The organism is Tahibacter harae, assembly GCF_024437735.1.
Taxonomy (GTDB): domain Bacteria; phylum Pseudomonadota; class Gammaproteobacteria; order Xanthomonadales; family Rhodanobacteraceae; genus Tahibacter; species Tahibacter harae.
This window is the reverse complement of the sequence record NZ_JANFQO010000017.1, coordinates 1-21,644: the sequence shown is the minus strand read 5'-3', so window position 1 is coordinate 21,644 and position 21,644 is coordinate 1. Positions and strand designations below refer to the sequence as shown.

Annotated in this window: 18 protein-coding genes; 12 read left to right on the top strand and 6 right to left on the bottom strand. The window is 68.6% G+C overall.

Going from position 1 to position 21,644, the window contains the following annotated elements; genetic code table 11:
• Positions 1–77 precede the first annotated feature (77 nt).
• Genes NM961_RS17030 through NM961_RS17020 form a run of 3 tightly spaced genes read right to left on the bottom strand, consistent with a single transcriptional unit; the run spans position 78 to position 4,068 of the window.
• Positions 78–728, bottom strand: coding sequence for a DUF1266 domain-containing protein (locus tag NM961_RS17030; protein ID WP_255915616.1), 651 nt, complete (start codon positions 726–728; stop codon positions 78–80).
• Positions 725–1,837 (bottom strand): hypothetical protein, encoded by a 1,113-nt coding sequence (locus NM961_RS17025; RefSeq protein ID WP_255915615.1) that lies wholly within the window; start codon positions 1,835–1,837, stop codon positions 725–727. The genes NM961_RS17030 and NM961_RS17025 overlap by 4 nt, the downstream gene beginning before the upstream one ends.
• Positions 1,819–4,068 carry a hypothetical protein gene (locus NM961_RS17020; protein ID WP_255915614.1) on the bottom strand — a complete coding sequence of 750 codons (2,250 nt, stop codon included), beginning with the start codon at positions 4,066–4,068 and terminating at the stop codon, positions 1,819–1,821. The genes NM961_RS17025 and NM961_RS17020 overlap by 19 nt, the downstream gene beginning before the upstream one ends.
• Before the next feature lie 216 nt (positions 4,069–4,284).
• Between NM961_RS17020 and NM961_RS17015 the strand changes: the two genes are divergently transcribed.
• The gene (locus tag NM961_RS17015) at positions 4,285–4,620 is read left to right on the top strand and encodes a tRNA-binding protein (RefSeq protein ID WP_255915613.1); all 336 of its coding nucleotides are present in this window, start codon (positions 4,285–4,287) and stop codon (positions 4,618–4,620) included.
• A 187-nt stretch (positions 4,621–4,807) separates the two neighbouring features.
• On the opposite strand, the gene NM961_RS17010 is transcribed toward NM961_RS17015, so the two are convergent.
• The 3 genes from NM961_RS17010 to NM961_RS17000 form a co-directional block, all read right to left on the bottom strand.
• Positions 4,808–6,004 carry an acetyl-CoA C-acyltransferase gene (locus NM961_RS17010; RefSeq protein ID WP_255915612.1) on the bottom strand — a complete coding sequence of 399 codons (1,197 nt, stop codon included), beginning with the start codon at positions 6,002–6,004 and terminating at the stop codon, positions 4,808–4,810.
• Between the two features lie 17 nt (positions 6,005–6,021).
• A complete protein-coding gene (locus tag NM961_RS17005) occupies positions 6,022–8,388 on the bottom strand; it encodes a 3-hydroxyacyl-CoA dehydrogenase/enoyl-CoA hydratase family protein (RefSeq protein ID WP_255915611.1) in 2,367 nt (788 codons plus the stop codon).
• A gap of 258 nt (positions 8,389–8,646) precedes the next feature.
• Positions 8,647–9,267 (bottom strand): TetR/AcrR family transcriptional regulator, encoded by a 621-nt coding sequence (locus NM961_RS17000; RefSeq protein WP_255915610.1) that lies wholly within the window; start codon positions 9,265–9,267, stop codon positions 8,647–8,649.
• 298 nt (positions 9,268–9,565) lie between these two features.
• Here NM961_RS17000 and ndk point away from each other — a divergent pair, with 298 nt between their 5' ends.
• The 11 genes from ndk to NM961_RS16945 form a co-directional block, all read left to right on the top strand.
• Positions 9,566–9,991, top strand: coding sequence for a nucleoside-diphosphate kinase (gene ndk / locus NM961_RS16995; protein ID WP_255915609.1), 426 nt, complete (start codon positions 9,566–9,568; stop codon positions 9,989–9,991).
• 12 nt (positions 9,992–10,003) lie between these two features.
• On the top strand, positions 10,004–11,113 hold the full coding sequence (gene rlmN / locus NM961_RS16990; RefSeq protein ID WP_439334225.1) for a dual-specificity RNA methyltransferase RlmN: 1,110 nt from the start codon (positions 10,004–10,006) through the stop codon (positions 11,111–11,113).
• On the top strand, positions 11,103–11,861 hold the full coding sequence (pilW, locus tag NM961_RS16985; protein WP_255915608.1) for a type IV pilus biogenesis/stability protein PilW: 759 nt from the start codon (positions 11,103–11,105) through the stop codon (positions 11,859–11,861). The genes rlmN and pilW overlap by 11 nt, the downstream gene beginning before the upstream one ends.
• A gap of 110 nt (positions 11,862–11,971) precedes the next feature.
• The gene (locus NM961_RS16980) at positions 11,972–13,009 is read left to right on the top strand and encodes a helix-turn-helix domain-containing protein (RefSeq protein WP_255915607.1); all 1,038 of its coding nucleotides are present in this window, start codon (positions 11,972–11,974) and stop codon (positions 13,007–13,009) included.
• Between the two features lie 201 nt (positions 13,010–13,210).
• On the top strand, positions 13,211–13,888 hold the full coding sequence (locus NM961_RS16975) for a YfgM family protein (protein ID WP_255915606.1): 678 nt from the start codon (positions 13,211–13,213) through the stop codon (positions 13,886–13,888).
• On the top strand, positions 13,885–15,054 hold the full coding sequence (gene bamB / locus NM961_RS16970; RefSeq protein WP_255915605.1) for an outer membrane protein assembly factor BamB: 1,170 nt from the start codon (positions 13,885–13,887) through the stop codon (positions 15,052–15,054). The genes NM961_RS16975 and bamB overlap by 4 nt, the downstream gene beginning before the upstream one ends.
• 186 nt (positions 15,055–15,240) lie before the next feature.
• On the top strand, positions 15,241–16,635 hold the full coding sequence (gene der / locus NM961_RS16965) for a ribosome biogenesis GTPase Der (RefSeq protein ID WP_255915604.1): 1,395 nt from the start codon (positions 15,241–15,243) through the stop codon (positions 16,633–16,635).
• 114 nt (positions 16,636–16,749) lie between these two features.
• The gene (mobA, locus tag NM961_RS16960) at positions 16,750–17,331 is read left to right on the top strand and encodes a molybdenum cofactor guanylyltransferase MobA (RefSeq protein ID WP_255915603.1); all 582 of its coding nucleotides are present in this window, start codon (positions 16,750–16,752) and stop codon (positions 17,329–17,331) included.
• Positions 17,318–18,559, top strand: coding sequence for a molybdopterin molybdotransferase MoeA (locus tag NM961_RS16955; RefSeq protein WP_255915602.1), 1,242 nt, complete (start codon positions 17,318–17,320; stop codon positions 18,557–18,559). Before mobA ends, NM961_RS16955 begins: the two co-directional genes overlap by 14 nt.
• Before the next feature lie 10 nt (positions 18,560–18,569).
• The gene (moeB, locus tag NM961_RS16950) at positions 18,570–19,736 is read left to right on the top strand and encodes a molybdopterin-synthase adenylyltransferase MoeB (RefSeq protein WP_255915601.1); all 1,167 of its coding nucleotides are present in this window, start codon (positions 18,570–18,572) and stop codon (positions 19,734–19,736) included.
• Between the two features lie 903 nt (positions 19,737–20,639).
• Positions 20,640–21,644 (top strand): hypothetical protein (locus NM961_RS16945; protein WP_255915600.1); only part of this gene is annotated, 1,005 nt, incomplete at its 3' end.

Genomic DNA, 21,644 nt, shown 5'->3' with positions numbered 1-21,644 from the left:
ACGCCGACACGAAGCCGTCGGCGTCCGCGGGACCCTGTTTTCGCCAAGCCCAAATCCCGGTTTCAGCGAGTCCCGAATCACGAATTCCAGCCTTTCCGCCAGGGATGCCGCCGCTGCCGCGTCCACGCCAGCGCCTGTTCCACGGTGAAGGCGACGCCGAGGCTGTCGGCGCGGGAGCCGGCCACCCACTGGCGCCGGCCGCGGGCCAGGGCCGCGGCGTAGTCGGGCCAGCCGGAGAAGCATTCCCGGGCGCGGGCGGCGTTGAGCTCCTGCAATTGCCAATGCAGCCCGGTGTCCAGCCAGCCCAGCAATTGGGCTGCGCGCAGGGCGAAGGCGACGCGGGCGCAGGCGAAGGCCATGGCGTCGCGCGGGTCGTCGCCGGCCTGCAGCGATTCCAGGCCGAGCCGGAACCAGCGCTGCGGCAGCTGCGCCTGCAGCGTGGCGCGGATCTGCGCCGCGTCCTGGCCCTGGCGCAGGCCGAACACATGCAACAGCGACGGCTCCAGCCTGCGCAGCGGATCGCCCGCCGGCAGCGCCGCGTTGCTGCGGCCGTAGATCGCGCCGAGATGGGCCTTGCCGGCGGGATGGGCCAGTGCCAGCGCGCGGTTGCGTGCCGCCGGGAACAGATACAGCGGCTCACTGCCGGGGCCGCCGGGCGCCGGGCGCCGCAGCGCCTTGGCCACGCGCAGGCCGACAAGAATCAGCAGCACCGTCGCGAACAGGCTCACGCAGGTTTGCCCAGGGCCAGGCTGGCGCGCAGGGCCGGGCTCAGCGCCAGTCCGGCCAGCAGCTCCGGATTGCGTGCGGCCACCAGCCAGTGCAGCAGCGGCGTGGTGCAGGGCAGGGCCTGGATCAGTTCCGGCTGGCGTTGCACCAGTTGCAACTGGTCGGCTTCCTCCGTGACCTGCGACGGCAGCCGCCAGCCGGCACGCACGCGCACCACGCCGAGCGCCAAGGCGTCCGGTGGCGTGTGCCCGGTGCTGTCCAGCGTGGCGAGGAAACCCAGGATCTCGTCGCGGTAGCGCGCCACCGGCGGGCGGTTCTGCTTGCCCTTGATCTGGTCCACGCGCAGCCGGCCGTCGGTTTCGACCACGGCGCTGATGGTCACATGCGGCTGCTGATTGCCGCCGCGGTAGCTGAAAAGACGCAGCCGGCCGGTGGCGCAGGCTTCGGCATAGCTTTCGCCGTAGCCGCCGGCGAGGTTGCGGCGGTCGGCGAACTGGCCCAGGCAATGGCGCATATGCTGACTTTCATAGGCCAGCTCGCTGCGCAGCTGCGGGCTGTCGGGACGGAATTCGACGAATACGCCGTCGCGGCCGCGCCAGTGCTCGCGCACGGCTTCGGGCGAGTGCTCGCGCCAGCCGGCGGCGCGGCCGGCCTCGAACGCGGCGTGTTCGGCCGCCCACAGTGCCAGCGCCTGGGGCGCGTTGACGCGCATCAGCTTGCCTTGCAGCGAGGTACCCTGGCGCGAGCCCAGGAATTCGACCAGGCGAAGTTCCAGTGCGAGCAGGGCTTCGCCGTCGGGCTGTATCCACAGCGGCGGAACGCCATCGCCGCGTTTCAGCCGCTCGGCCAGCCAGGCAGGCACGGCCGCCGGGCGGAAGCAGTCAGCGGCCTGGGCCGCCGTGCCTATCGCCGTCACCGCCGGCGCCGGCGCGCTGAAATTGCCGATGAGGTGGCGGTAGAAATGGTTCAGCAGCCAGGCCTGCACTTCCTCGCTGTCGCCGCGGGCGCGGCTGCGCCGGGCGATGGCCTGTTTCAGCGCGGCCGCGTTGGCGACGTCGCGCGCGGCGTAGGCGCTACGGCGCTTGCCGGCCGTCACCAGAAACGCCACCACGGCTTGCCGCCGCCCAGCGCCTGGCGGCATTCGGCGATCTCGTCGGTGAGATAGCCGTATTGTTCGTCGTCGTAGGTATTGCCCGGCCGGTGCCAGGGCGCGGCTTCCTCGAAAATCTCCAGCGCGCGGCGATGGTCGCCGGCGATCTGCAGCACGCGGCCGGCGAAACGGCTGGTACCGAGTTTCTTCAGCGCGCGGATCTGCGGCAGCGAGCGCTCCAGCCGCAGCACCGCGTCCTCGGGCTGGCTGTGAGCCTGCTGTACCAGCGCCATGGCCAGGGTTTCCAGGTAGCTGGCGGCGTTTTCCGCCTGATCGTCGGCATCCAGCGTGTTGAACCAGCCGTCCAGGCGTTCCAGCCAGATCGCGATTTCGCCCGGCCGGCCCAGGTTGCGCAGCCTGTAGGCGACGCGGTGGATGTAGTCGTCCGGCGAATGGCGGCTGTAGCCGTGGTCGGCCGCGTACTGCCACAGCTGTTCGGCCGCGGCGACGTAGCTCGCGTCGTCCCCGGCGGCGTAGGCGCAGGAAAGCAGGCCGTCGTAGTGCTCGGCGAAGGGGCTGGCGGCGATACCTTTGCCGTGCAGGGCGATGCGGTCCTCGGGCGGGCGCCCGGCCTTGCGGTACTGGATCGCCAGGTTGTTGCACAGCATGGAATAAGTGTGGATGTTGCCGTCGATATAGATGCCGCTGCCGCTCTCGATGAAGCGTTCGAACTGGGCCAGGCCGGCTTCGTAGTACTGCAAGGCCAGGCGCTGCATGGCCTCGTCCGGCCAAGTGCCGCCCGGCGGCAGGCTGGCGTGCAGATCGGAACTCAGGATGCAGCCCAGGCGATAGTTCCAGCCGGCGCCGGCGGCGGCGACGAACGGTTTGAATGCCGCATCGCGCAGTTGGTCGAGCCGGGCGCGGCAATGCCACAGAAGTTCCAGATTGGCCGAGTTGGCCTGGCCGGGCTGCTGCACCACGCGCTCCAGCAGGGCGAGTGCACCGGCGTCGTCGTTGCCGAAGCGGGCCAGGTAGTGCGCCTGGGCCGCATCCAGCGCGGTGTGGCCCGGGCTCTGTGCTGCCGCCAGGTCCAGCAGGCGGCGGGCGTAGGCGGCCGGGGTTTCCCTGCCGCAGACCGACGTGTCGTCGCCGGCCGCCCGGGCCAGCAGCAATGCCCAGTAAGGCGCGCCGGCGCTGCAGTCGGCGACGCGCGACTGGGCCAGGGCGCGCGCGTGGCCGGAGGAAATGGCGCGCTGGTTGATGGAACATTCGTAGGCCAGCTCCGCGGCTTCCGCTGCGCGCCCGGCCTGCAGCAGCCAGTCCAGCATCTGCGCGCTGAAGTCGTCGTCGGAATCCACTACCAGGCCGAAGCGGCCCTCGCGGCCGCGGGCGATGGCCTGGTCGAGCTGACCCAGCCGGGCCAGGGCCACGGCCTGCAGGCGCGCCATGCGGGCCTCGACCGTGCGCCGCTCGGCCGCACCGGCGGCGGCCGGCACGCGGGCGCGCACCTGGCCTATGACCAGGCCGGCCTGTTCTGGTGCGAAGCCGATCAGCTCATGGCCCAGGCGCAGCCAGTCGTCGTAATCGACATCCTGGCCGGGCGCCGCTTCAGCCAGGCTGTCCAGCGCCGCCAGCGCCGACAGGCGTGCGTTTTCCGCTTCGCCGGCGCGCGCATGGCTGGCGCCTTCGCGCAGGTGCATGGCGGCCTCGTCCCAGGCCTGGCAGGCCGCCCGGTTGGGCAGTGCAGCCTGCAGTGCGCGGCGGCCGCGGATGGCGCGCCGGGCGCTGGCGCCTTCGCCCAGGTAGTCGGCCACGTCGGCCAGCTGGTTCCAGGCGCCGGTGTAGCGTTCCTCCGGCGGCAGTGCCGCCAGCCGCTGTTCCTGCGCCAGCAGGGCCTGCTGGGTGCCGGCGCGGTCGGGAATGGTGTGCAGCGCCTGGATGCGCAGGAAGCCGCACAGCAGTTCGGCCTGGCCGCGCTCCGCCGGCGGCAGTGCGGCGATGGCGGCGGGGGCGTCGTTGTCGAGCAGGCGCAGGGCCGCCGCCGGATCGCCGGCCTGCAGCCAGAGATAGCCCAGGCGTTCGACCAGGTCGAAGGTGTCCGCGCGCAGCGGCTGGCGCCGCAGTGCCGCGCCCAGGGCGGCCTGGCGCAGATCCTCGGCCACGCCGGCTTCGGCCTGCTCGTACTGGGTTTCGTCGGTCTGGTCGAGGAAGTGTTCGAGCTGGCCGCCGTGCAGGGCGTCGCTGGTGTGCATGGAAGATCCTTCTTCGGCGGAATTCGGCGCTCCGGCGCCGGAAGGCGCTGCAGGCGAGCCGATAAGAATAATCGCGAAATCGCCGCGGCCAGGATCTTTTCCGCCGCCGCGGCGGCGGCGCAATCTGGTGCAATACCCGGCGCCGGCGGCGGCGCGAGAATCGGCGCCGCACCGCGCGGCCTGGACCGCGGCAACAGATCACGGGAAGCGAGCGGAATGAGCGAGACCATCAGTTGGGGCGATTTCGAGAAAGTGCTGCTCGTGGCCGGCACCGTGCTGCGCGCGGAGATCAACGAACAGGCGCGCAAACCCGCGCTGAAAGTGTGGGTGGACTTCGGCCCCTACGGCGAGAAGAAAACCAGCGCGCAGATCGCCGCGCTGTACCGGCCGGAAGCGCTGGTCGGCCGCCAGGTCGTCGGCGTGATCAATTTCCCGCCCAAGCAGATTGGGCCGTTCATGTCGGAATTCCTGCTGACCGGATTCCACACGGACGAAGGCATCGTACTGACGGCGCTGGAGCGGCCGGTGCCGAACGGCGCGCGGCTGGCCTGAGGCGAAGATCGAGGCGCGGAGTGCGCGCGGGATGGCGCCGGCCGACCGCTGGTTGACGATCCAGTTGAATGAGCGGACCGAGGTTCAGTCGTGTTCTGCACCTGCGCAGACCCGTATCCGGCTGAAAAACAAAAAGCCGGGGCACCAGGCCCCGGCTCGTTGCTCACGCCCGCGTTTCAATATGGAATCAAAGCGCTTCGAAGATTCCCGCCGCGCCCATGCCCGTGCCTATGCACATGGTGACCATGCCGTATTTCTGCTGGCGCCGGCGCAGGCCGTGCACCAGGGTGGCGGCGCGGATCGCGCCGGTGGCGCCCAGCGGATGGCCCAGGGCGATGGCGCCGCCCAGCGGATTGACCTTGGACGGATCCAGGCCCACGTCGCGGATCACCGCCAGCGCCTGCGCGGCGAAGGCTTCGTTGAGTTCGATCCAGTCCAACTGATCCTTGCTCAGGCCGGCCTGCTTGAGCGCCTTGGGAATCGCGGCGATGGGGCCTATGCCCATGATTTCCGGCGGCACGCCGGCCACGGCGAAGGAAACGAAGCGGGCCAGTGGCGTGAGGCCGTAGTCCTTGACCGCCTGTTCGCTGGCCAGCAGCACCGCGCCGGCGCCGTCGGACATCTGCGAGGAATTGCCGGCGGTGACCGAGCCGCCCATGCGGAACACGGGCTTGAGCTTGGCCAGGCCTTCCACGCTGGTGTCCTTGCGCGGGCCTTCGTCGGTGTCGATGGTGCGGGTGTCGGAGACGACGCCGCGGGTGGCCAGGTTGGGGTAGTGGTCGGCCAGCGTGTACGGCGAAATCTCGCTCTTGAATTCGCCCGCGGCGATGGCGGCCAGCGCCTTCTGGTGCGAGGCCAGGGCGAAGGCATCCTGGTCATCGCGGCTGACCTTCCACTGCTCGGCCACCTTTTCCGCGGTGATGCCCATGCCGTAGGCGATGGCGACGTGTTCGTTGTCGAACACGGCCGGGTTCATCGCGATCTTGTGGCCCATCATCGGCACCATCGACATCGACTCGGTGCCGCCGGCCAGCATCAGATCGGCCTCGCCGGTGCGGATGCGGTCGGCGGCCATGGCGATGGCCTGCACGCCGGAGGAACAGAAGCGGTTGATGGTCACCGCCGCGACGGTGTTGGGCAGGCCGGCCAGCAGGGTGCCGATGCGGGCGACGTTCATGCCCTGCTCGGCCTCCGGCATGGCGCAGCCGATCACGGCGTCGTCGATGCGGTTCACGTCGATGCCCGGCGCCTGGGCCACGACCGCCTTGAGCACGTGGGCGAGCAGGTCGTCCGGACGGGTGTTGCGGAACGCGCCGCGCGGGGCCTTGCCCACGGCGGTGCGGGTCGCGGCGACGATATAGACATCCTGGATTTGCTTGGTCATTGCTGTGTCCTCGTCGCTCAGTTGCGCAGCGGCTTGCCGGTGGTCAGGGTGTGGACGATGCGGGCCTGGGTCTTGGGCATCTGCGCCAGTTCGACGAAATGCTTGCGTTCCAGCGCCAGCAGCCATTCCTCGTCGACCAGCGAGCCGCGTTCGATCACGCCGCCGCAGAGGGTGTCGGCGATGCGCGCGCCGATCTCGAAGTCGTGCTCGGAGATGAAGCGGCCTTCCAGCATGTTGACCAGCATCATCTTGAGGCTGGCCGTGCCCACGTCGCCGCAGACCGGGACCTGCGCCGGCAGGGCCGGGCGGTAGCCGGCGTCGGCGAGAGCCGCCGCTTCGCGCTGGGCCACCCACAGCACTTCGTGGGTATTGAACACGACCGTGTCGTTGGCCCGCAGCAGGCCCATTTCCTTGGCATCGAGCGCGCTGGTCGAGACCTTGGCCATGGCCACCGTCTCGAAGAACGCCTTGATGCCGTTGAACGGGTCGGCCGGATTGGCCCTGGCGCAGCGCACGGCGATTTCCTTGAGGCCGCCGCCGGCCGGCAGCAGGCCTACGCCGGCCTCGACCAGGCCGATATAGCTTTCCAGTGCGGCAACCGTCTTGGTGCAGTGCATCTGGAATTCGCAGCCGCCGCCGAAAGCCATGCCGCGGATCGCCGCGACCGTGGGCACCAGCGAGCGCTTCAGACGCATGCTGGTGGCCTGGAAGTTGGCGATCATGGCCTCGAACTCGGCCACCTTGCCGGCCTGCAGCAGGCCCATGGCGCCCTTGAGGTCGGCGCCGGCAGAGAAGGGCTCCTTGTGCTGCCAGATCACCAGGCCCTTGAAGCGTTGCTCGGCCTCGTCCACGGCGCGTTGCAGGCCGTCGAGGACGAAGTCGTTGACCGTGTTCATCTTGGTCTTGAACGAGACGATGCCGATGTCGTCGCCCAGGTGCCACAGGCGCAGGCCGTCGTTCTCGAACACCGTCGTGCCCTGGTCGAATTTCTCGCCCAGGATGGGATCGGGGAAATGCTGGCGCTTATAAACAGGATGAGAGGAGCGCGGCAAAGCCTTGTTCTGGCTGGCCGAATACGAGCCGTCCTTGCCGTGCACGCCGTTACGGCCGTCCGTCACCCAGGCCGGCAGCGGCACGCTGCTCATGGCCTTGCCGGCGGCGATGTCCTCGGCGATCCAGCCGGCCACCTGCTGCCAGCCGGCGGCCTGCCAGGTCTCGAACGGACCCAGCTGCCAGCCGTAGCCCCAGCGGATGGCGAAGTCGACGTCGCGGGCGGTCTCGGCGATATCGGCCAGATGGAAGGCGGTGTAGTGGAACAGGTCGCGGAACACGGCCCAGAGGAACTGGGCCTGGGGATCGGCGCTGGCGCGCAGCTTGGCGAACTTCTCGCTGGGATCCTTGATCGCGAGGATGGCGGCGACTTCGTCGCTGGCCTTCTGGTCGGCGGCGCGGTAGTCCTGCCTGGCCAGGTCCAGCACGACGATGTCCTTGCCGACCTTGCGGAACACGCCGGCGCCGCTCTTCTGGCCCAGCGCGCCCTTCTCGATCAGGGCCTTGAGCCACAGCGGCGCCTGGAAGTACGAATGCCAGGGATCATCCGGCAGGGTGTCGGCCATGGTCTTGATGACGTGGGCCATGGTGTCCAGGCCGACCACATCGGCGGTGCGGTAGGTCGCGCTCTTGGGGCGGCCGATGGACGGGCCGGTCAGCGCATCCACGGCGTCAAAGCCCAGGCCGAATTTCTCGGTGTGGTGCATGGTCGCCAGGATGGAGAACACGCCGATGCGGTTGCCGATGAAGTTCGGCGTGTCCTTGGCATAGACCACGCCCTTGCCGACCGTGGTAGTCAGGAAGGCTTCCAGGCCGGCCAGGATCTCCGCGTCGGTGTTGCGGTTGGGGATCAGCTCGACCAGGTGCATGTAGCGCGGCGGGTTGAAGAAATGCACGCCGCAGAAGCGGTGGCGCAGGTTTTCCGGCAGCGCCTCGGCCAGGGTGTTGATGGAAAGGCCGGAGGTGTTGCTTGCAACTACCGCAGAATCAGGCAGATACGGAGCAATCTTCTTGTAGAGGTCGAGCTTCCAGTCGGTGCGTTCGGCGATCGCTTCGATGACCAGGTCGCAGCCGCGCAGCAGTTCCAGGTGCTCGTCGTAGTTGGCCGGCACGATGGCGGCCTGGCGCGACTTGTCGGCCAGCGGGGCGGGCGAGAGCTTGGCCAGGTTCTGGATCGCCTTGATCGCGATGCCGCTCTTGTCGCCTTCCTTGGCGGGCAGGTCGAACAGCACGGTTTCGACGTCGGCATTGGTGAGATGCGCAGCGATCTGCGCGCCCATCACACCGGCGCCGAGTACCGCAGCCTTGCGGATACGTAGCGGTTTGAAGCTCATGATGACCTCGTCATGGAAGGAACCGGAAAAGGTGAAGCCCGGCGACTGTGCACCGTTGCTCTGGAGCTGTTGCTCGCGTTGCAGCGCAGCAAGCGCGGGGAGGCAGCAGCCGGCCGCGGCGCGGACGGCTGCCCGTGAAGCGATGGCGGGAAAAGGCGGGATCGGATGCGACAGCACCGGAAATCAAGCGCTTGCACGACCATCTTGCAGTTGATCCTGGTCCGGACTGCGCTGGCAGGCTGATGTCCAACCGTCGGCTTAGGGCGCGCGCAGGCCGGCGGCGGCAAAGCGGATCAGGTGTTCGGCCGAGCGTTCGCGGTGCTGCTGCTCGGTCACGCCGCTCTTGCGCTTGATGACGCCGAAATCCGCCATGGCATAGGTCAGCGCGCCGGCGACGATGTCCAGGCGCCAGTAGAGTTCTTCCTTGTCCAGGTCGGGCAGGCGCTGGGCGAAGGCAGCGTGGAAGCGCTTCATCACGTGGCCGTAGTTGTCCGACAGGAACTTGCGCAGGGCGTCGTTGTGCTCGGCGTAGGCGCGCGCCAGCACGCGCACGAAGGCACCGCCGCCGCCGCGGTCCAGGGACAGGTCCAGGGCGGGGTTGATGAAGGCGCTGAGCAGCGGTTCCAGTCCGGTGTCGGGCAGCTTGAGGGCTTCGTCCAGGGCCTGCAGGCGGTGCGCGTTGAGTTCGTCCAGGCGGCGCCGGAACACCTCGTTGATCAGGTTTTCCTTGGAACCGAAGTGGTAGTTCACCGCGGCCAGGTTGACATTGGCGGCGGCAGTAACCTGGCGCAGCGAGGCGCCGGCGAAGCCCAGGCGGGCGAACAATTGTTCGGCCGCGCCCAGGATGCGTTCCTTGGTCGAGAAGTGCTGCGAGTTCATGAAATCCTTGCTGTCCGGTCCTGCCACGGCGATGGCCTTGCTGTGATGGGGTGGCCCGGATGCGGATCGTAGGTAAAACGGGCGTTTGAATGCTACGAGAGCATACCGGCGCGGTCAAACCCGTTCAGCCACGGGCGCTCACCGCCGCGCGGCTTGCACGGGGGCCATGCATTCGGCGTGTGAATCAGCTAGAATTCAGAAGGATTTTGTCTGCTAACCCCGCATTCCTGCGCGTGTTTGGTGATACCATCGCGCGCGGCGGCGGGAAACTGTTCCTTTCAATCTGGAGTATTCCGACATGGCGCTGGAGCGCACCCTGTCCATCATCAAGCCCGATGCCGTCGCCAAGAACGTGATCGGCGAGATCTACACCCGTTTCGAGAAGGCCGGTCTCAAGATCGTCGCGTCGAAGATGAAGCATCTCTCGCGCAAGGAAGCCGAAGGCTTCTACGCCGTGCACCGCGAGCGTCCCTTCTTCAACGCGCTGGTCGAGTTCATGATCTCCGGCCCGGTCGTGATCCAGGCCCTGGAGGGCGACAACGCCGTGCTCAAGCACCGCGACCTGATGGGCGCCACGGATCCGAAGAAGGCCGAGAAGGGTACCATCCGCGCCGATTTCGCCGATTCCATCGACGCGAACGCGGTACACGGTTCCGACTCGCTCGAAAATGCCGCTGTGGAAATCGCCTACTTTTTTGCAGCCACCGAGCTGTGCCCGCGTTGAGGAAATGATCTGGTGACTGTGGTGAAACCCAACCTGTTCGACTACGACCGCCAGGGACTGCGCGATCTGTTCGCGTCCGTCGGCGAGAAGCCCTACCGGGCCGACCAGGTCATGAAGTGGATGTACCACCGCCACGTCACCGATTTTTCCCAGATGACCGATGTCGGCAAGGCGCTGCGCGACAAGCTCAGCGCCGCTGTCGACATCGTTCCTCCCAAGACCGTGTTCGAGAAGCAGTCCGCCGACGGCACCCACAAGTGGCTGCTCGGCATGGATGGCAGCAATGCCATCGAAACCGTGTTCATCCCGGAAACCACGCGCGGCACGCTGTGCGTTTCCTCGCAGGTCGGCTGCGGCCTGAACTGCCAGTTCTGCTCCACCGCCACCCAGGGCTTCAACCGCAACCTGTCCACGGCCGAGATCATCGGCCAGGTCTGGGTCGCCGCGCGCCACCTGGGCAATGTGCCGCACCACCAGCGCAAGCTCACCAACGTCGTGATGATGGGCATGGGCGAGCCGCTGCTGAATTTCGACAACGTCGTGCGCGCCATGAGCGTGATGCGCGACGACCTCGGCTTCGGTCTGGCCAACAAGCGTGTGACCCTCTCCACTGCCGGCCTGGTGCCGATGATCGACCGGCTCAGCGAGGAGAGCGATGTCTCGCTCGCGGTCAGCCTGCACGCGCCCAACGACGAACTGCGCACCGAACTGGTGCCGCTGAACAAGAAATACCCGATCGCCGAACTGCTCGGCGCCTGCCAGCGCTACGTGGCCAAGCGCCCGCGCGCCTCGATCACCTTCGAATACACCATGATGAAGGGGGTCAACGACAAGCCCGAGCACGCGCGCCAGCTGGTCAAGCTGATGCGCAAGGTGCCGTCCAAGGTCAACCTGATCCCGTTCAACCCGTTCACCGGTACGCGCTTCGAGCGCTCCGAGGACGAGGTCATCCGCAGCTTCCAGAAGATCCTGCTCGACTCCCATGTATTGACCACGGTGCGGCGCACCCGCGGCGACGACATCGACGCGGCCTGCGGCCAGCTCAAGGGCCAGGTCATGGACCGCACCCGCCGCCAGGCGGAATTCCGCCGCAAGGTCGAGGGCCAGATCGATGCGGCTTAGGCTCAGCCTGGTCCTGCTGCTGATCCTGGGGCTGGCCGCCTGCGCCTCGGCCGCGCCGCGCTCCAAGAACAGCGAGAAGGCCCGTGCCGCGGCCGAAGTGCATGTCGCCCTGGGCCAGCGCTACATGCAGCAGGGCAAGCTGGAACTGGCGCTGGAAAAGCTCGAAAAAGCGCTGAAGTACGACAATTCCTATGTCGACGCCCACACCGTGATCGCGGTGCTGTACGAGCGCATCAACGATTCGCGCAAGGCCGCCGAGCATTACCGCCGTGCCGCCGAACTCGCTCCGCGCAACGGCGCGGTCAACAACAACTACGGCGCTTTCCTCTGCCGTGCCGGCAAGCTGGATGAAGCCGCGCAGCGCTTCGCCGCGGCCCTGGCCGATCCGTTCTACAAGACGCCGGACATGGCCTATACCAATTCCGGCACCTGCTTCCTCCAGGCCGACCGGCTCGACCGCGCCGAGCAGGATTTCCGCAAGGCGCTGGAAACCAATCCGAACAACGGCGAGGCGCTGTTCCACCTCGCCGGCATCCTGTTCAAGAAGAACGATTTCCTGCGCGCCCGCGCCTTCCTGCAGCGCTTCGAGGCGCAGGGCGTGGCCAATGCCGACGCCCTGCTGCTGGGGCACAATATCGAGAACCGTCTCGGCAACGCACGCGAAGCCAACGAGTACGCGCGCCGCCTGCGCACCGAATTTCCGGACTCGCCCCAGCTGCGCCAGCTGGAATCGAGCACTCCGTCATGAAACGCAAAAACAAACCTTCGCACTCTGGCGCCGAAGTTGCGGCGGCGCCCGCGGCGATTCCAGCCCCTGTCGACAACAACCAGAACACTACCGATCTCGCATCGCCGCCGATGACCAGCCCCCACGACGACACCTACACCGCAACGGCAACGGACAGTGCTGCGGGTGCGCTCACGGATGAAAGCCCGTCCGCCTTCGCTGACGACAGCGACAGCCGCGAGCTGTTCGTGCTGCCGCCCCAGGCGGAAGACGATCCCACCCTGGGCCAGCGCCTGCGCGCCGCGCGCGAGCGCCGCGGCTGGAGCCTGGACGAGGTCAGCACCCGCCTGCGCCTGCCGCAGCGCGTGGTCACCACGCTGGAGAACAACGATTTCCAGCGCATCGAGTATGACGTCTACCTGCGCGGCTACCTGGCCAGCTACGCGCGCCTGCTGGAGATCCCGCTGCAGGCCGTGGACAGCCAGTTGCGCGAGCGCCAGGCGCCGCCGCCGGCCCTGGTAGCGACCGGGCGCATCTCGCATTCGCGCTATCTGTTCCAGCGCTATTCCGTGCCCACGGTCTACGTCATCCTGACCGGCCTGATCGTCGCGCCGGCGGTATGGCTGGCCACGCATGGCGGCCTGGACCAGAACCTGGCCCGGCTCGCGCCGCTGGAACAGGCCCAGCCCGATGTCGCGCCGCGCACGCCGGTCACCTTGCCGCTGGATTCCACCGCCGCGGCGGATCCGGCCGCCCTGGCGGCACCGGCGCCCGCGCCGGCCGAGGAAGCCGCCAAGCCCGCCGTGGAACTGCCGCTGATGGCCTCCATGGTGCCGGCGATCAAGCATGAGGAACCCGCCGCGCCGCCGGCGCCGGCCCTGCCGCCGGGCAGCTACGAAGTCAGCCTGCGCCTGAAGGATGCGAGCTGGGTCGAAGTGATAGGTGCCGACGGCCAGCGCGTGGAATTCGGCCTGCTGCCGGCCGGCAGCAGCAAGACGTACGCGATAGGTCAGCCGGTCAGTGTGCGCCTGGGCAATTCGGCCAACGCGGAGCTGCTGGTGAACGGCAAGGCCGTCGATCTGACCCCGTTCCGCCGTGCCGCTGTCGCCCATCTCAAGCTGGTCGACGGCGCCGCCGTCGCCCCGGCCGCCGCACCCGCGGATAACTGAATCGCGCCGCACTGTCGGCTTCGGCGCAGGTTCGCCGCCTGCGCTTCCTGTTACTCTACGGCGCCTCCCGGTCCGGCCTGAGCCCGGTCCGGGGCGTTGCCTCCGCGGCAGCGCAGGCGGTGCTTCCGCGCCGTCGCTGGCCGCCACATTTCGACGAAGAACCGCTTGTCCTCACGGCACGGGCGCAACCTGGATTACGACATGGCTTTCGATCAACTCGACGAACACGAACAAAGCGAAATCGTGCGCAAATGGATGCGCGACAACGCGGCTTCGATCCTGGTGGGCATAGCGCTGGGTCTGCTGGTCATCTTCGGTTACTTCCAGTGGCAGGGCCACCAGGGCCGCCAGAAGCTCGTCGCCGCCGGCGAATTCCAGACCTTCGGCGCCGCCGTCGGGGCCAAGAACGACGAAGCCGCCAAGACCGCCCTCGAGAAGATCCAGAAAGAACATGCCGGCAGTTCCTATGCCGTGATCGCCTCGCTGCGCTGGGCCGAGACGGCCGTGGCGCGCAAGGACCTCGCTGCCGCCGAGCAGGCGCTGCAGTGGGCGTATGACAATGCCGGTACCGACGCGCTCAAGAGCCTGGCCGGACAGAACCTGGTCAAGGTCAAGTTCGCCGCCGACAAGGCCGACGAAGCGCTGAAGCTGCTTTCCGCGCTGCCGGTCGCCGGCTACGCCGCCAGCATCGCCGAACTGCGCGGCGACATTCTTCTTTCCCAGGGCAAGCGCGACGAAGCCCGCAGCGCCTACCAGGCCTCCCTTGATGCGCTGGAGCCGATGGCTCCCGGCCGCCAGGGCCTGGAAATGAAGCTCGATGATGCCGGCGGCGCCGCTCCGGCCGTCGCCGTAGCGACGACGGAGAAGCAGAACTCATGAAGAAGTCGGCCCTCCTCATCGGCGGCCTGGCGAGCTTGGTTCTGCTGAGCGGCTGCGGCTGGTTCCAGCGCAGCAGCTCCAAGCGCGAGAACATCGCCGAACCCAAGGAACTGACCGAGCTGGCCCCCAGCCTCGGCGTAAAGGAAATCTGGAGCCGCGGCCTGGGCAAGGGCGCGGGCATGTCGGGCATCCGCATGATGCCGGCCCTGGCCGGCGGCAATCTGTACTCGGCCGGCGTCGACGGCGAAGTGCTGGCGCTGGACGCCGCCAGCGGCAAGCAACTGTGGAAGAAGGACTTCGACCTGCGCTTCTCCGGCGGTCCCGGCGTGGGGCAGGGCGTGGTCGCCATCGGCGGCCTGGACGGCGACGTGATTGCGCTGGACGCGGCCAACGGCACCGAACGCTGGCGCGCGCGCGTCTCGGCCGAAGTGGTGGCCGCGCCGGCCATCGGCGACGGCACGGTTTATGTGCGCAGCAACGACGGCCGCGTCTACGCCTTCGACATCAACGACGGCAAGCAGCGCTGGGTCAACGACCGCGGCACCGTGCCGCTGCTGTCGCTGCGCGGCAATGCCGCGCCGCGGCTGGCCGGCGAACTGGTGCTGAATGCGACCGACGCCGGCAAGATCATGGCCATGCGCTCCAGCGACGGCGCCGCCGCCTGGGAACAGGCCCTGGCCGTCAGTGAAGGCCGCACCGAGGTCGAGCGCCTCAGCGATATCGACGGCGACATCTTCATCGACGGCGACGTCGGCTTCGCCGGCGCCTACCACGGCCAGGTCGTCGCCTTCAGCGTCACCAGCGGCCGCCAGCTGTGGAACCGCACGCTGTCCGGCTATACGAATGTCGGCGTGTCGGCCAGTCAGGTCTATGCGGTGGATGACCAGTCCCAGGTGTGGGCGCTGGACCGCGCCAGCGGCGCCTCGATGTGGAAGCAGGATGCGCTGCTGCACCGCTGGCTCAGCGGTCCGGCGGTGCAGGGCGACTACGTCGTCGTCGGCGATCTGCAGGGCTATGTGCACTGGCTGGCGATCGCCGATGGCAAGCTGGTCGCGCGCGAGCGCCTGTCCAAGGACGCCATCCGCGCCACACCGCTGGTCGTCGGCGACACGGTCTACGTCGTCGATGCCAAAGGCAAACTGGGCGCCTTCCGCGCCCAGTTGTAAGCAGTTTCACGGCGCGCCGCCGCGAGGCGGCGCGGCCGGGACGGTGCGGCGGCTCCGGTCGCACCGGACAGGGTTGCAGGTCCGGCTGACAGCGGTGTATTCCCGCGTTCGGGCGATGCATCGCTTGTTCTTCGTATCCACCAGGCCCGGCGCTCGCCGTCCGGCCTGACTCAGCAGGTTCCGCGCATGTTGCCCGTCGTCGCTCTGGTCGGTCGTCCCAATGTCGGCAAGTCGACCCTGTTCAATGTGCTCACCCGCACGCGGGATGCCCTGGTCGCCAATCAGCCCGGCCTGACCCGCGACCGCCACTACGGCATCTGCCGCCTGGGCTCGCGTCCGTTCGTGGTGGTCGATACCGGCGGCCTGTCCGGCGATGACGAAGGCATAGACGCGCTGACTGCCAAACAGGTGCAGCTCGCCGTCGACGAAGCCGCCGTGGTCGTGTTCGTGACCGATGCGCGCGCCGGCCTGACCGCGCTGGACCGCGACATCCTGGCCGACCTGCGCAAGCGCGGCAAACCGCTGCTGGTCGGCGTCAACAAGACCGACGGCCTGGACGAAGCCGGCAGCCTGGCGGAATTCGCCGCGCTGGGCATCAGTACCCTGGTGCCGCTGGCCGCCTCGCACGGGCGCGGCGTCGACGGCCTGATCGAGGCGATAGAACCGCAGCTGCCGCCGGACGATGAAGTCGAGGCGGAAGAAGCCGCCGACCAGGGCATCCGCGTCGCCATCGTCGGCCGGCCCAACGTTGGCAAATCCACCCTGGTCAACCGCCTGCTCGGCGAAAACCGCGTCGTCGTCTCCGACATCGCCGGCACCACGCGCGATTCGATCCGCGTCCCTATCGAGCGCGACGGCAAGAAATACACCCTGATCGACACCGCCGGCGTGCGCCGCCGCGCCCGTGTCGAAGAGGCGATAGAGAAGTTCAGCGTGATCAAGACGCTGCAGTCTATCGCCGCGGCCCAGGTCGTGCTGGTCATGATCGACGCGCAGGAAGGCGTGTCGGAGCAGGATGCGACCTTGATCGGCCACGTGCTGAACGAAGCGCGCGCGCTGGTCGTCGTGGCCAACAAATGGGATGACCTGTCGAAGTACCAGCGCGAGCAATGCGAGAAATCGCTGGAGCGGCGCCTGGATTTCGTCGCTTGGGCCGAGCGCGTGTTCATCTCGGCCAAGCACGGCTCGGGCCTGCGCGAACTCATGAAAGCGGTCGATCGCGCGCATGCTTCGGCGACGCGCCAGTTCAGCTCATCCGAACTGAACAAGGCCGTGGAAATGGCCTACGAGTCCTACCAGCCGCCGCTGGTGCGCGGCCATGCGCCCAAACTGCGCTACGCCCATCCCGGCGGCAGCAACCCGCCGACCATCGTCATCCACGGTTCGCGCACCAAGCACCTGGCCGACAGCTACAAGCGCTATCTGGAGAACTTCTTCCGCAAGCGCTTCAAGCTGGTCGGCACGCCGCTGCGGCTGGAATTCCGCGACGGCGAAAATCCCTTCGCCGGGCGCAAGAACGAACTGACCGAAGGGCAGCAGCGCAAGCGCCAGCGCATGATCCGCAACGCCAAGAAGCGCTGATGCGGTGATGGCCGCCCATGCCGGCAGCGTGCAGTCCGCGTGTCGCCGCAGGCGCAGGCGCGCGAGCAGCCGCGGCCGCGCACACCGGGAAAGCGCCTGAAGGGCAGGGCCGCAATGGCAGATCCAGCACGCAGCGCCAGCCTCGCCGCCGCCATCCTGGCCGGCGGCGCCGCGCGCCGGCTGGGCGGCGTGGACAAGGGCCTGGCCCTGTTGCAGGGCCGGCCGCTGATCGCCTGGGTCACGGCCGCCATCGCGCCGCAGGTGGACGGGATCCTCATTCTCGCCAATCGCCATGCCGACGAATACGCCCGCTACGGCCGCGTCTGCGCCGACCGCCGGCCCGGTTTCCGCGGCCCGCTGGAAGGCATAGCGACTGCGCTGGGCGAATGCCGCAGCGAATGGCTGCTGACCGTGCCCGTGGACAGTCCCGCGCCGGGCGCGGACCTGGTACGACAGCTGTGGCAGCGGCGCGGCGATGCCGCCGTCGTCGTCGCCCATGACGGCCTGCGCCGGCAGCCGCTGTTCGCGCTGTACCACTGTGCGCGCGTCGTGCCGCCGGGCCTGGACGAGGATCCGCAGCGTCCGGTCTGGCGTTGGCAGGACTCGTATTCTTGTACTGAAGTGGATTTCAGCGCCAGCGCCGGCCGCTTCGCCAATCTCAACACTGCGCAGGATTTCCGCGATGCCGCCCTCTGACCCCGCCCAGCCGCCGGTGGCCATGCTTTCTGTCGCCCAGGCCCGCGCCCGCGTGATAGCCCGCGCCGCGCGGCGCCTGCTGCCGCCGGAAACGGTGGAACTCGATGCTGCGCTGGGACGCATCCTGGCCGCAGACGTGGTCGCCTCTATCGACGTGCCCGCCCAGGCCAACTCGGCCATGGACGGTTTCGCCCTGCGCAGCGCGGATCTGCCGGCGGTGGGCGAGCAGGCATTCCGCCTGGTCGGCACACGCCTGGCCGGCGACGCACGCGAGGCCGCAGTCGGCCCGTTCGACTGCCTGCGCATCACCACCGGCGCCCCGCTGCCGCGCGGCGCGGACACCGTGGTGATCAAGGAAAACGTGCGCGTCGAAGGCGATGCCGTCATGGTCGCCGCCGGCGAAACCGCGGGCGCCAACGTGCGTGCCGCCGGCGAGGATTTCGCCAGCGGCGAATGCGCGCTGCGGGCCGGCGTTCGCCTGAGCCCGGCGCGCGTGGGCGTGCTGGCATCGCTGGGGCTGACCGCGGTCGAGGTGGTGCGTGCGCCGCGCGCCGTGCTGCTGACCACCGGCGACGAGATCGTCGCGCCCGGCATCCCGCTGGGCCACGGCCAGGTCTACAACTCCAATCGCTACAGCCTGGGCGGCCTGCTGCGCGAGCAGGGCGTCACGCTGCTGCGTCACGAGCACGTGCGCGACGATGTCGACGCACTGCGCCGCGCTCTGCAGCAAGCGGCCGGCGAGGCCGATCTGGTGCTCAGCTCCGGCGGCGTGTCGGCCGGCGAGGCGGATTTCCTGCCGCGCCTGCTGGCCGAGATCGGCACGGTGGATTTCTGGAAAGTCCGCATGAAGCCCGGCATGCCGCTGTTGTTCGGGGCGATCGGCGAGACGCCGGTATTCGCCCTGCCGGGCAATCCGGTGTCGGGGCTGGCCACCTTCCGCCTGCTGGTCGCACCGCTGCTGCAAACCTGGGCCGGCCGCGATGCGCTGGCCGCGCCGTGCTGGCACGCGCGCCTGGCTGCGCCCATCGTGAAGAACCATCGCCGCGCCGAATTCCAGCGCGCCTGGCGCGAGTCGCGCAGCGATGGCACGCTGTGGGTCACGCCGTTTCCGCGCCAGGGTTCCGGCGTGCTGCGCAGCGTGGCCGAAGCCGATTGCCTGATCGTGCTGCCCGAAGAACCGCAGGCGCTGGCCATCGGCGATTGCGTGGAAATACTGCCGCTGGACTGAGGTCGTACCCATGTCACAAGCCCCGAATCGCGATCAACTGCTGGCCGGCCTGCGCCGGCGCATCGCGGAAATTTCGCCCGCCGATGCGGCGCGCGAGGCCGCGGCCGGCGCCGTCCTTATCGACGTGCGCGAGGACGCCGAACGCGCTCCCGGCACGCCCCAGGGGGCATTGGGAATTTCGCGCGGTTTTCTCGAATTGCGCATCGCCGAGCAGGTGCCGGATCGCACACGCCGCGTGCTGGCGCTGTGCGGCAGCGGTCAGCGCTCGCTGTTCGCCGCGGATACCCTGCAGCAGCTGGGCTATGCCAACGTCGCCTCCGTCGCCGGCGGCTACGCCGCCTGGCTGGCCGCCGGCCTGCCGGTGCAGCGCGGCGGACTGGATGCCGACAGCAGCGAACGCTATTCGCGTCATCTGCTGCTGCCCGAAGTCGGTCTGGCCGGACAGCAGCGCCTGGGCGCGGCGCGCATCGTGCTGATCGGCGCCGGCGGTCTGGGCGCACCGGCGGCGCTCTACCTGGCCGCCGCCGGCGTGGGCCGCCTGCGTCTGATCGACGACGACAGGGTGGAGCGTTCCAACCTGCAGCGCCAAGTCGTGCACGCGGAAGCGCGCGTGGGCATGCGCAAGACCGAATCGGCGCGCATGGCTTTGCTCGCATTGAATCCGCGCATAGACATCGAGACCGTGGAGCAGCGCCTGCTCGCGGCCAATGTCGAGGACTGCCTGGCCGGCGCCGATGTCGTCATCGACGGCGCGGACAATTTCCCCACCCGCTACCTGCTCGATGCCGCCTGCCGCCGCCTGCGCATCCCGCTGGTTTACGGCGCGGTACATCGCTTCACCGGCCAGGCCAGCGTATTCGACGCACGGCGCGAAGACTCGCCCTGCTACCGCTGCCTGTTCCCCGAACCGCCAGCCGCCGCCGATGCCCCCAACTGCGCCGAAGCCGGCGTACTCGGCGTACTGCCCGGCGTGATCGGCCTGCTGCAGGCCACCGAAGCACTCAAGCTGCTGCTCGACCGCGGCGACAGCCTGGTTGGCCGCCTGCTGTGCTACGACGCGCTCGCCGCCAGCTTCCGCGAGCTGCGCCTGAGCCGCGACCCGGGCTGCCCCGGCTGCGGAAAGAGTGCGGTGTTTCATGGCTACGAGGATATTGCGCGGATCTGTTCGGCGGCTTGAGGGCGGTGGCTGCGCCTCGTTGAAGGGGTTTGCCGCCCAGCGCGCTCCACTGCGGCCGCCCGCGGAACTCGGTTCGCTGATCCGCGACCACTACCGCGGCGAAGCCCAGACCGGAGGCGCTCGCGCCGAAGAAAGCCTGCTCAAGCTGTCGTAGCCCGATCGGTTTACCGGACGAAGCCGGGCAAGCGCGCTGGTTCCGGCTGCAGTCGAGGGCTTCCTGTCGCACGGTGAACTGACTCGGTGATGATTGGTTGCCCGCGATGACCGGGATCCACCCATTACCCGGTGCGTTCAGGTGCTGCCGCCGGACCAGGCTTGGGCCTTCGGCAGGACGCCTGTCCGCGAATTCCACGCAGCGACCCAGCACCGGGGCCGGCTCCCTTCCGCACGCCTTGAGCTGGCGTCGCATCCGCGGAGACAGCATCTGGTTGTAATCCCGTGGCCGGCTTTGGCGAGACCGCGGTCAGCACCTGGCGGAGCGGGGCGCTCCTGATTCCCCGATCCCACTTCCCGGCGCCCGCTGCCGTCGCCCGGCCGCGGCCGTCAGGTACCGGCGCCCGCCGGGGGGCGCAAAGGAAGCAGTCCCTGGATTTTCCGGCGGCAGTTGGGCAGGGCCCGGTGTGATTCGCCGCAAGCCGCCCGCTGCGCTTGCTGGTTTGCGCGGAATGATCACGTTTCTCACCGAATGTCGGTCACGGGAAGACGCCGCCGCCAGCCCAGGCTGGAGCCGCCTTCCGTGCATCCGGGGAACCTCATGCAGAACGCTTTATTTGATCCGCGCGGCGCCCGGCGCCGGCCCGCACAGCCGCTGTCGGGCGGGCTGTCCATCCGTAACTACGCATTTTCCAGGGGTTGACCATGGCGTGTCGTCGGTTGAATGTTTTCCGCCGGGTTCTTGCCGGCGTGTTGGGTGTACTGGCCGCCGTGCCGGCGCTGGCCCAGGTGCAACGCACCTTCGTCAACCTGGGCTTCGAGCTGCCGAGTGCGGCGCCGTCGAACTGCTATTTCCAGGTATCCGAGGCGCTGGTGCCGGGCTGGACGACGACGCATCCGTCGCAGAACGGCGTGGGCTGTGCGCCGAACGTGGCGCAGACGCCGGGGCCGCTGATTGAAATCTGGCGGTCGGGGTACAACAGCGTCGTTGCGCGCTCGGGGTCCCAATTCGCCGAGCTGAATGCCGAGGCCAGTTCGCGCATCTACCAGAACGTGTGCCTGGCCACGGGCGAGCCCATAGGCTGGCGCTTCAGCCACCGCGGCCGGCAGAGCGCGACGGTGAATGACGTGACCGAGTTCCGCATCGGCAGCAGCGCGGGCACCAACCGCGTCGTGCGCGCGGCCACGCAGAACGACGGCGACGGCGCGGTGAACACCTGCTACGGCACCAGCACGGCCGACGGCGGCGTCAGCGGCAACAGCTGCAACCACGCGGCCGCGAGCAACGGCTGGCGCGACTATTCCGGCCAATTCACCTGGCTGGGTTCCACCGCGGTGCATGCGATCGGCTTTGAATCGATCTTCGCCGGCGGCGGTAGCGCGACCATCGGCAACTTCATCGACGATATCCAGGTCACCCTGCGCCCGTTCGTGGAATTGAGCAGCGCGACGGCGACGGTGCGCGAAGGCGAAGCCACGCCAGCATTGCCGACACTGCGCGTGGTCGGCACGGTGCCGAGCGGCGGCATCACCGTGCAGCTGGCCGTGCAGGGCGCGAGCACCGCGACGCGCGGCAGCGATTTCAGCACGGCCAGCGGCACCGACACGCTCAGCGTGACCGTGCCGGCCGGCGTCTACGACGGCAACGATTTTCCGCTGCCGCTGAGCCTGATCGACGATGCGGCGATCGAGAACGGCGAGACCCTCGTGCTCGCGATCACGTCCTCGCCCAGCGACTACGTGCTGAGTTCCACC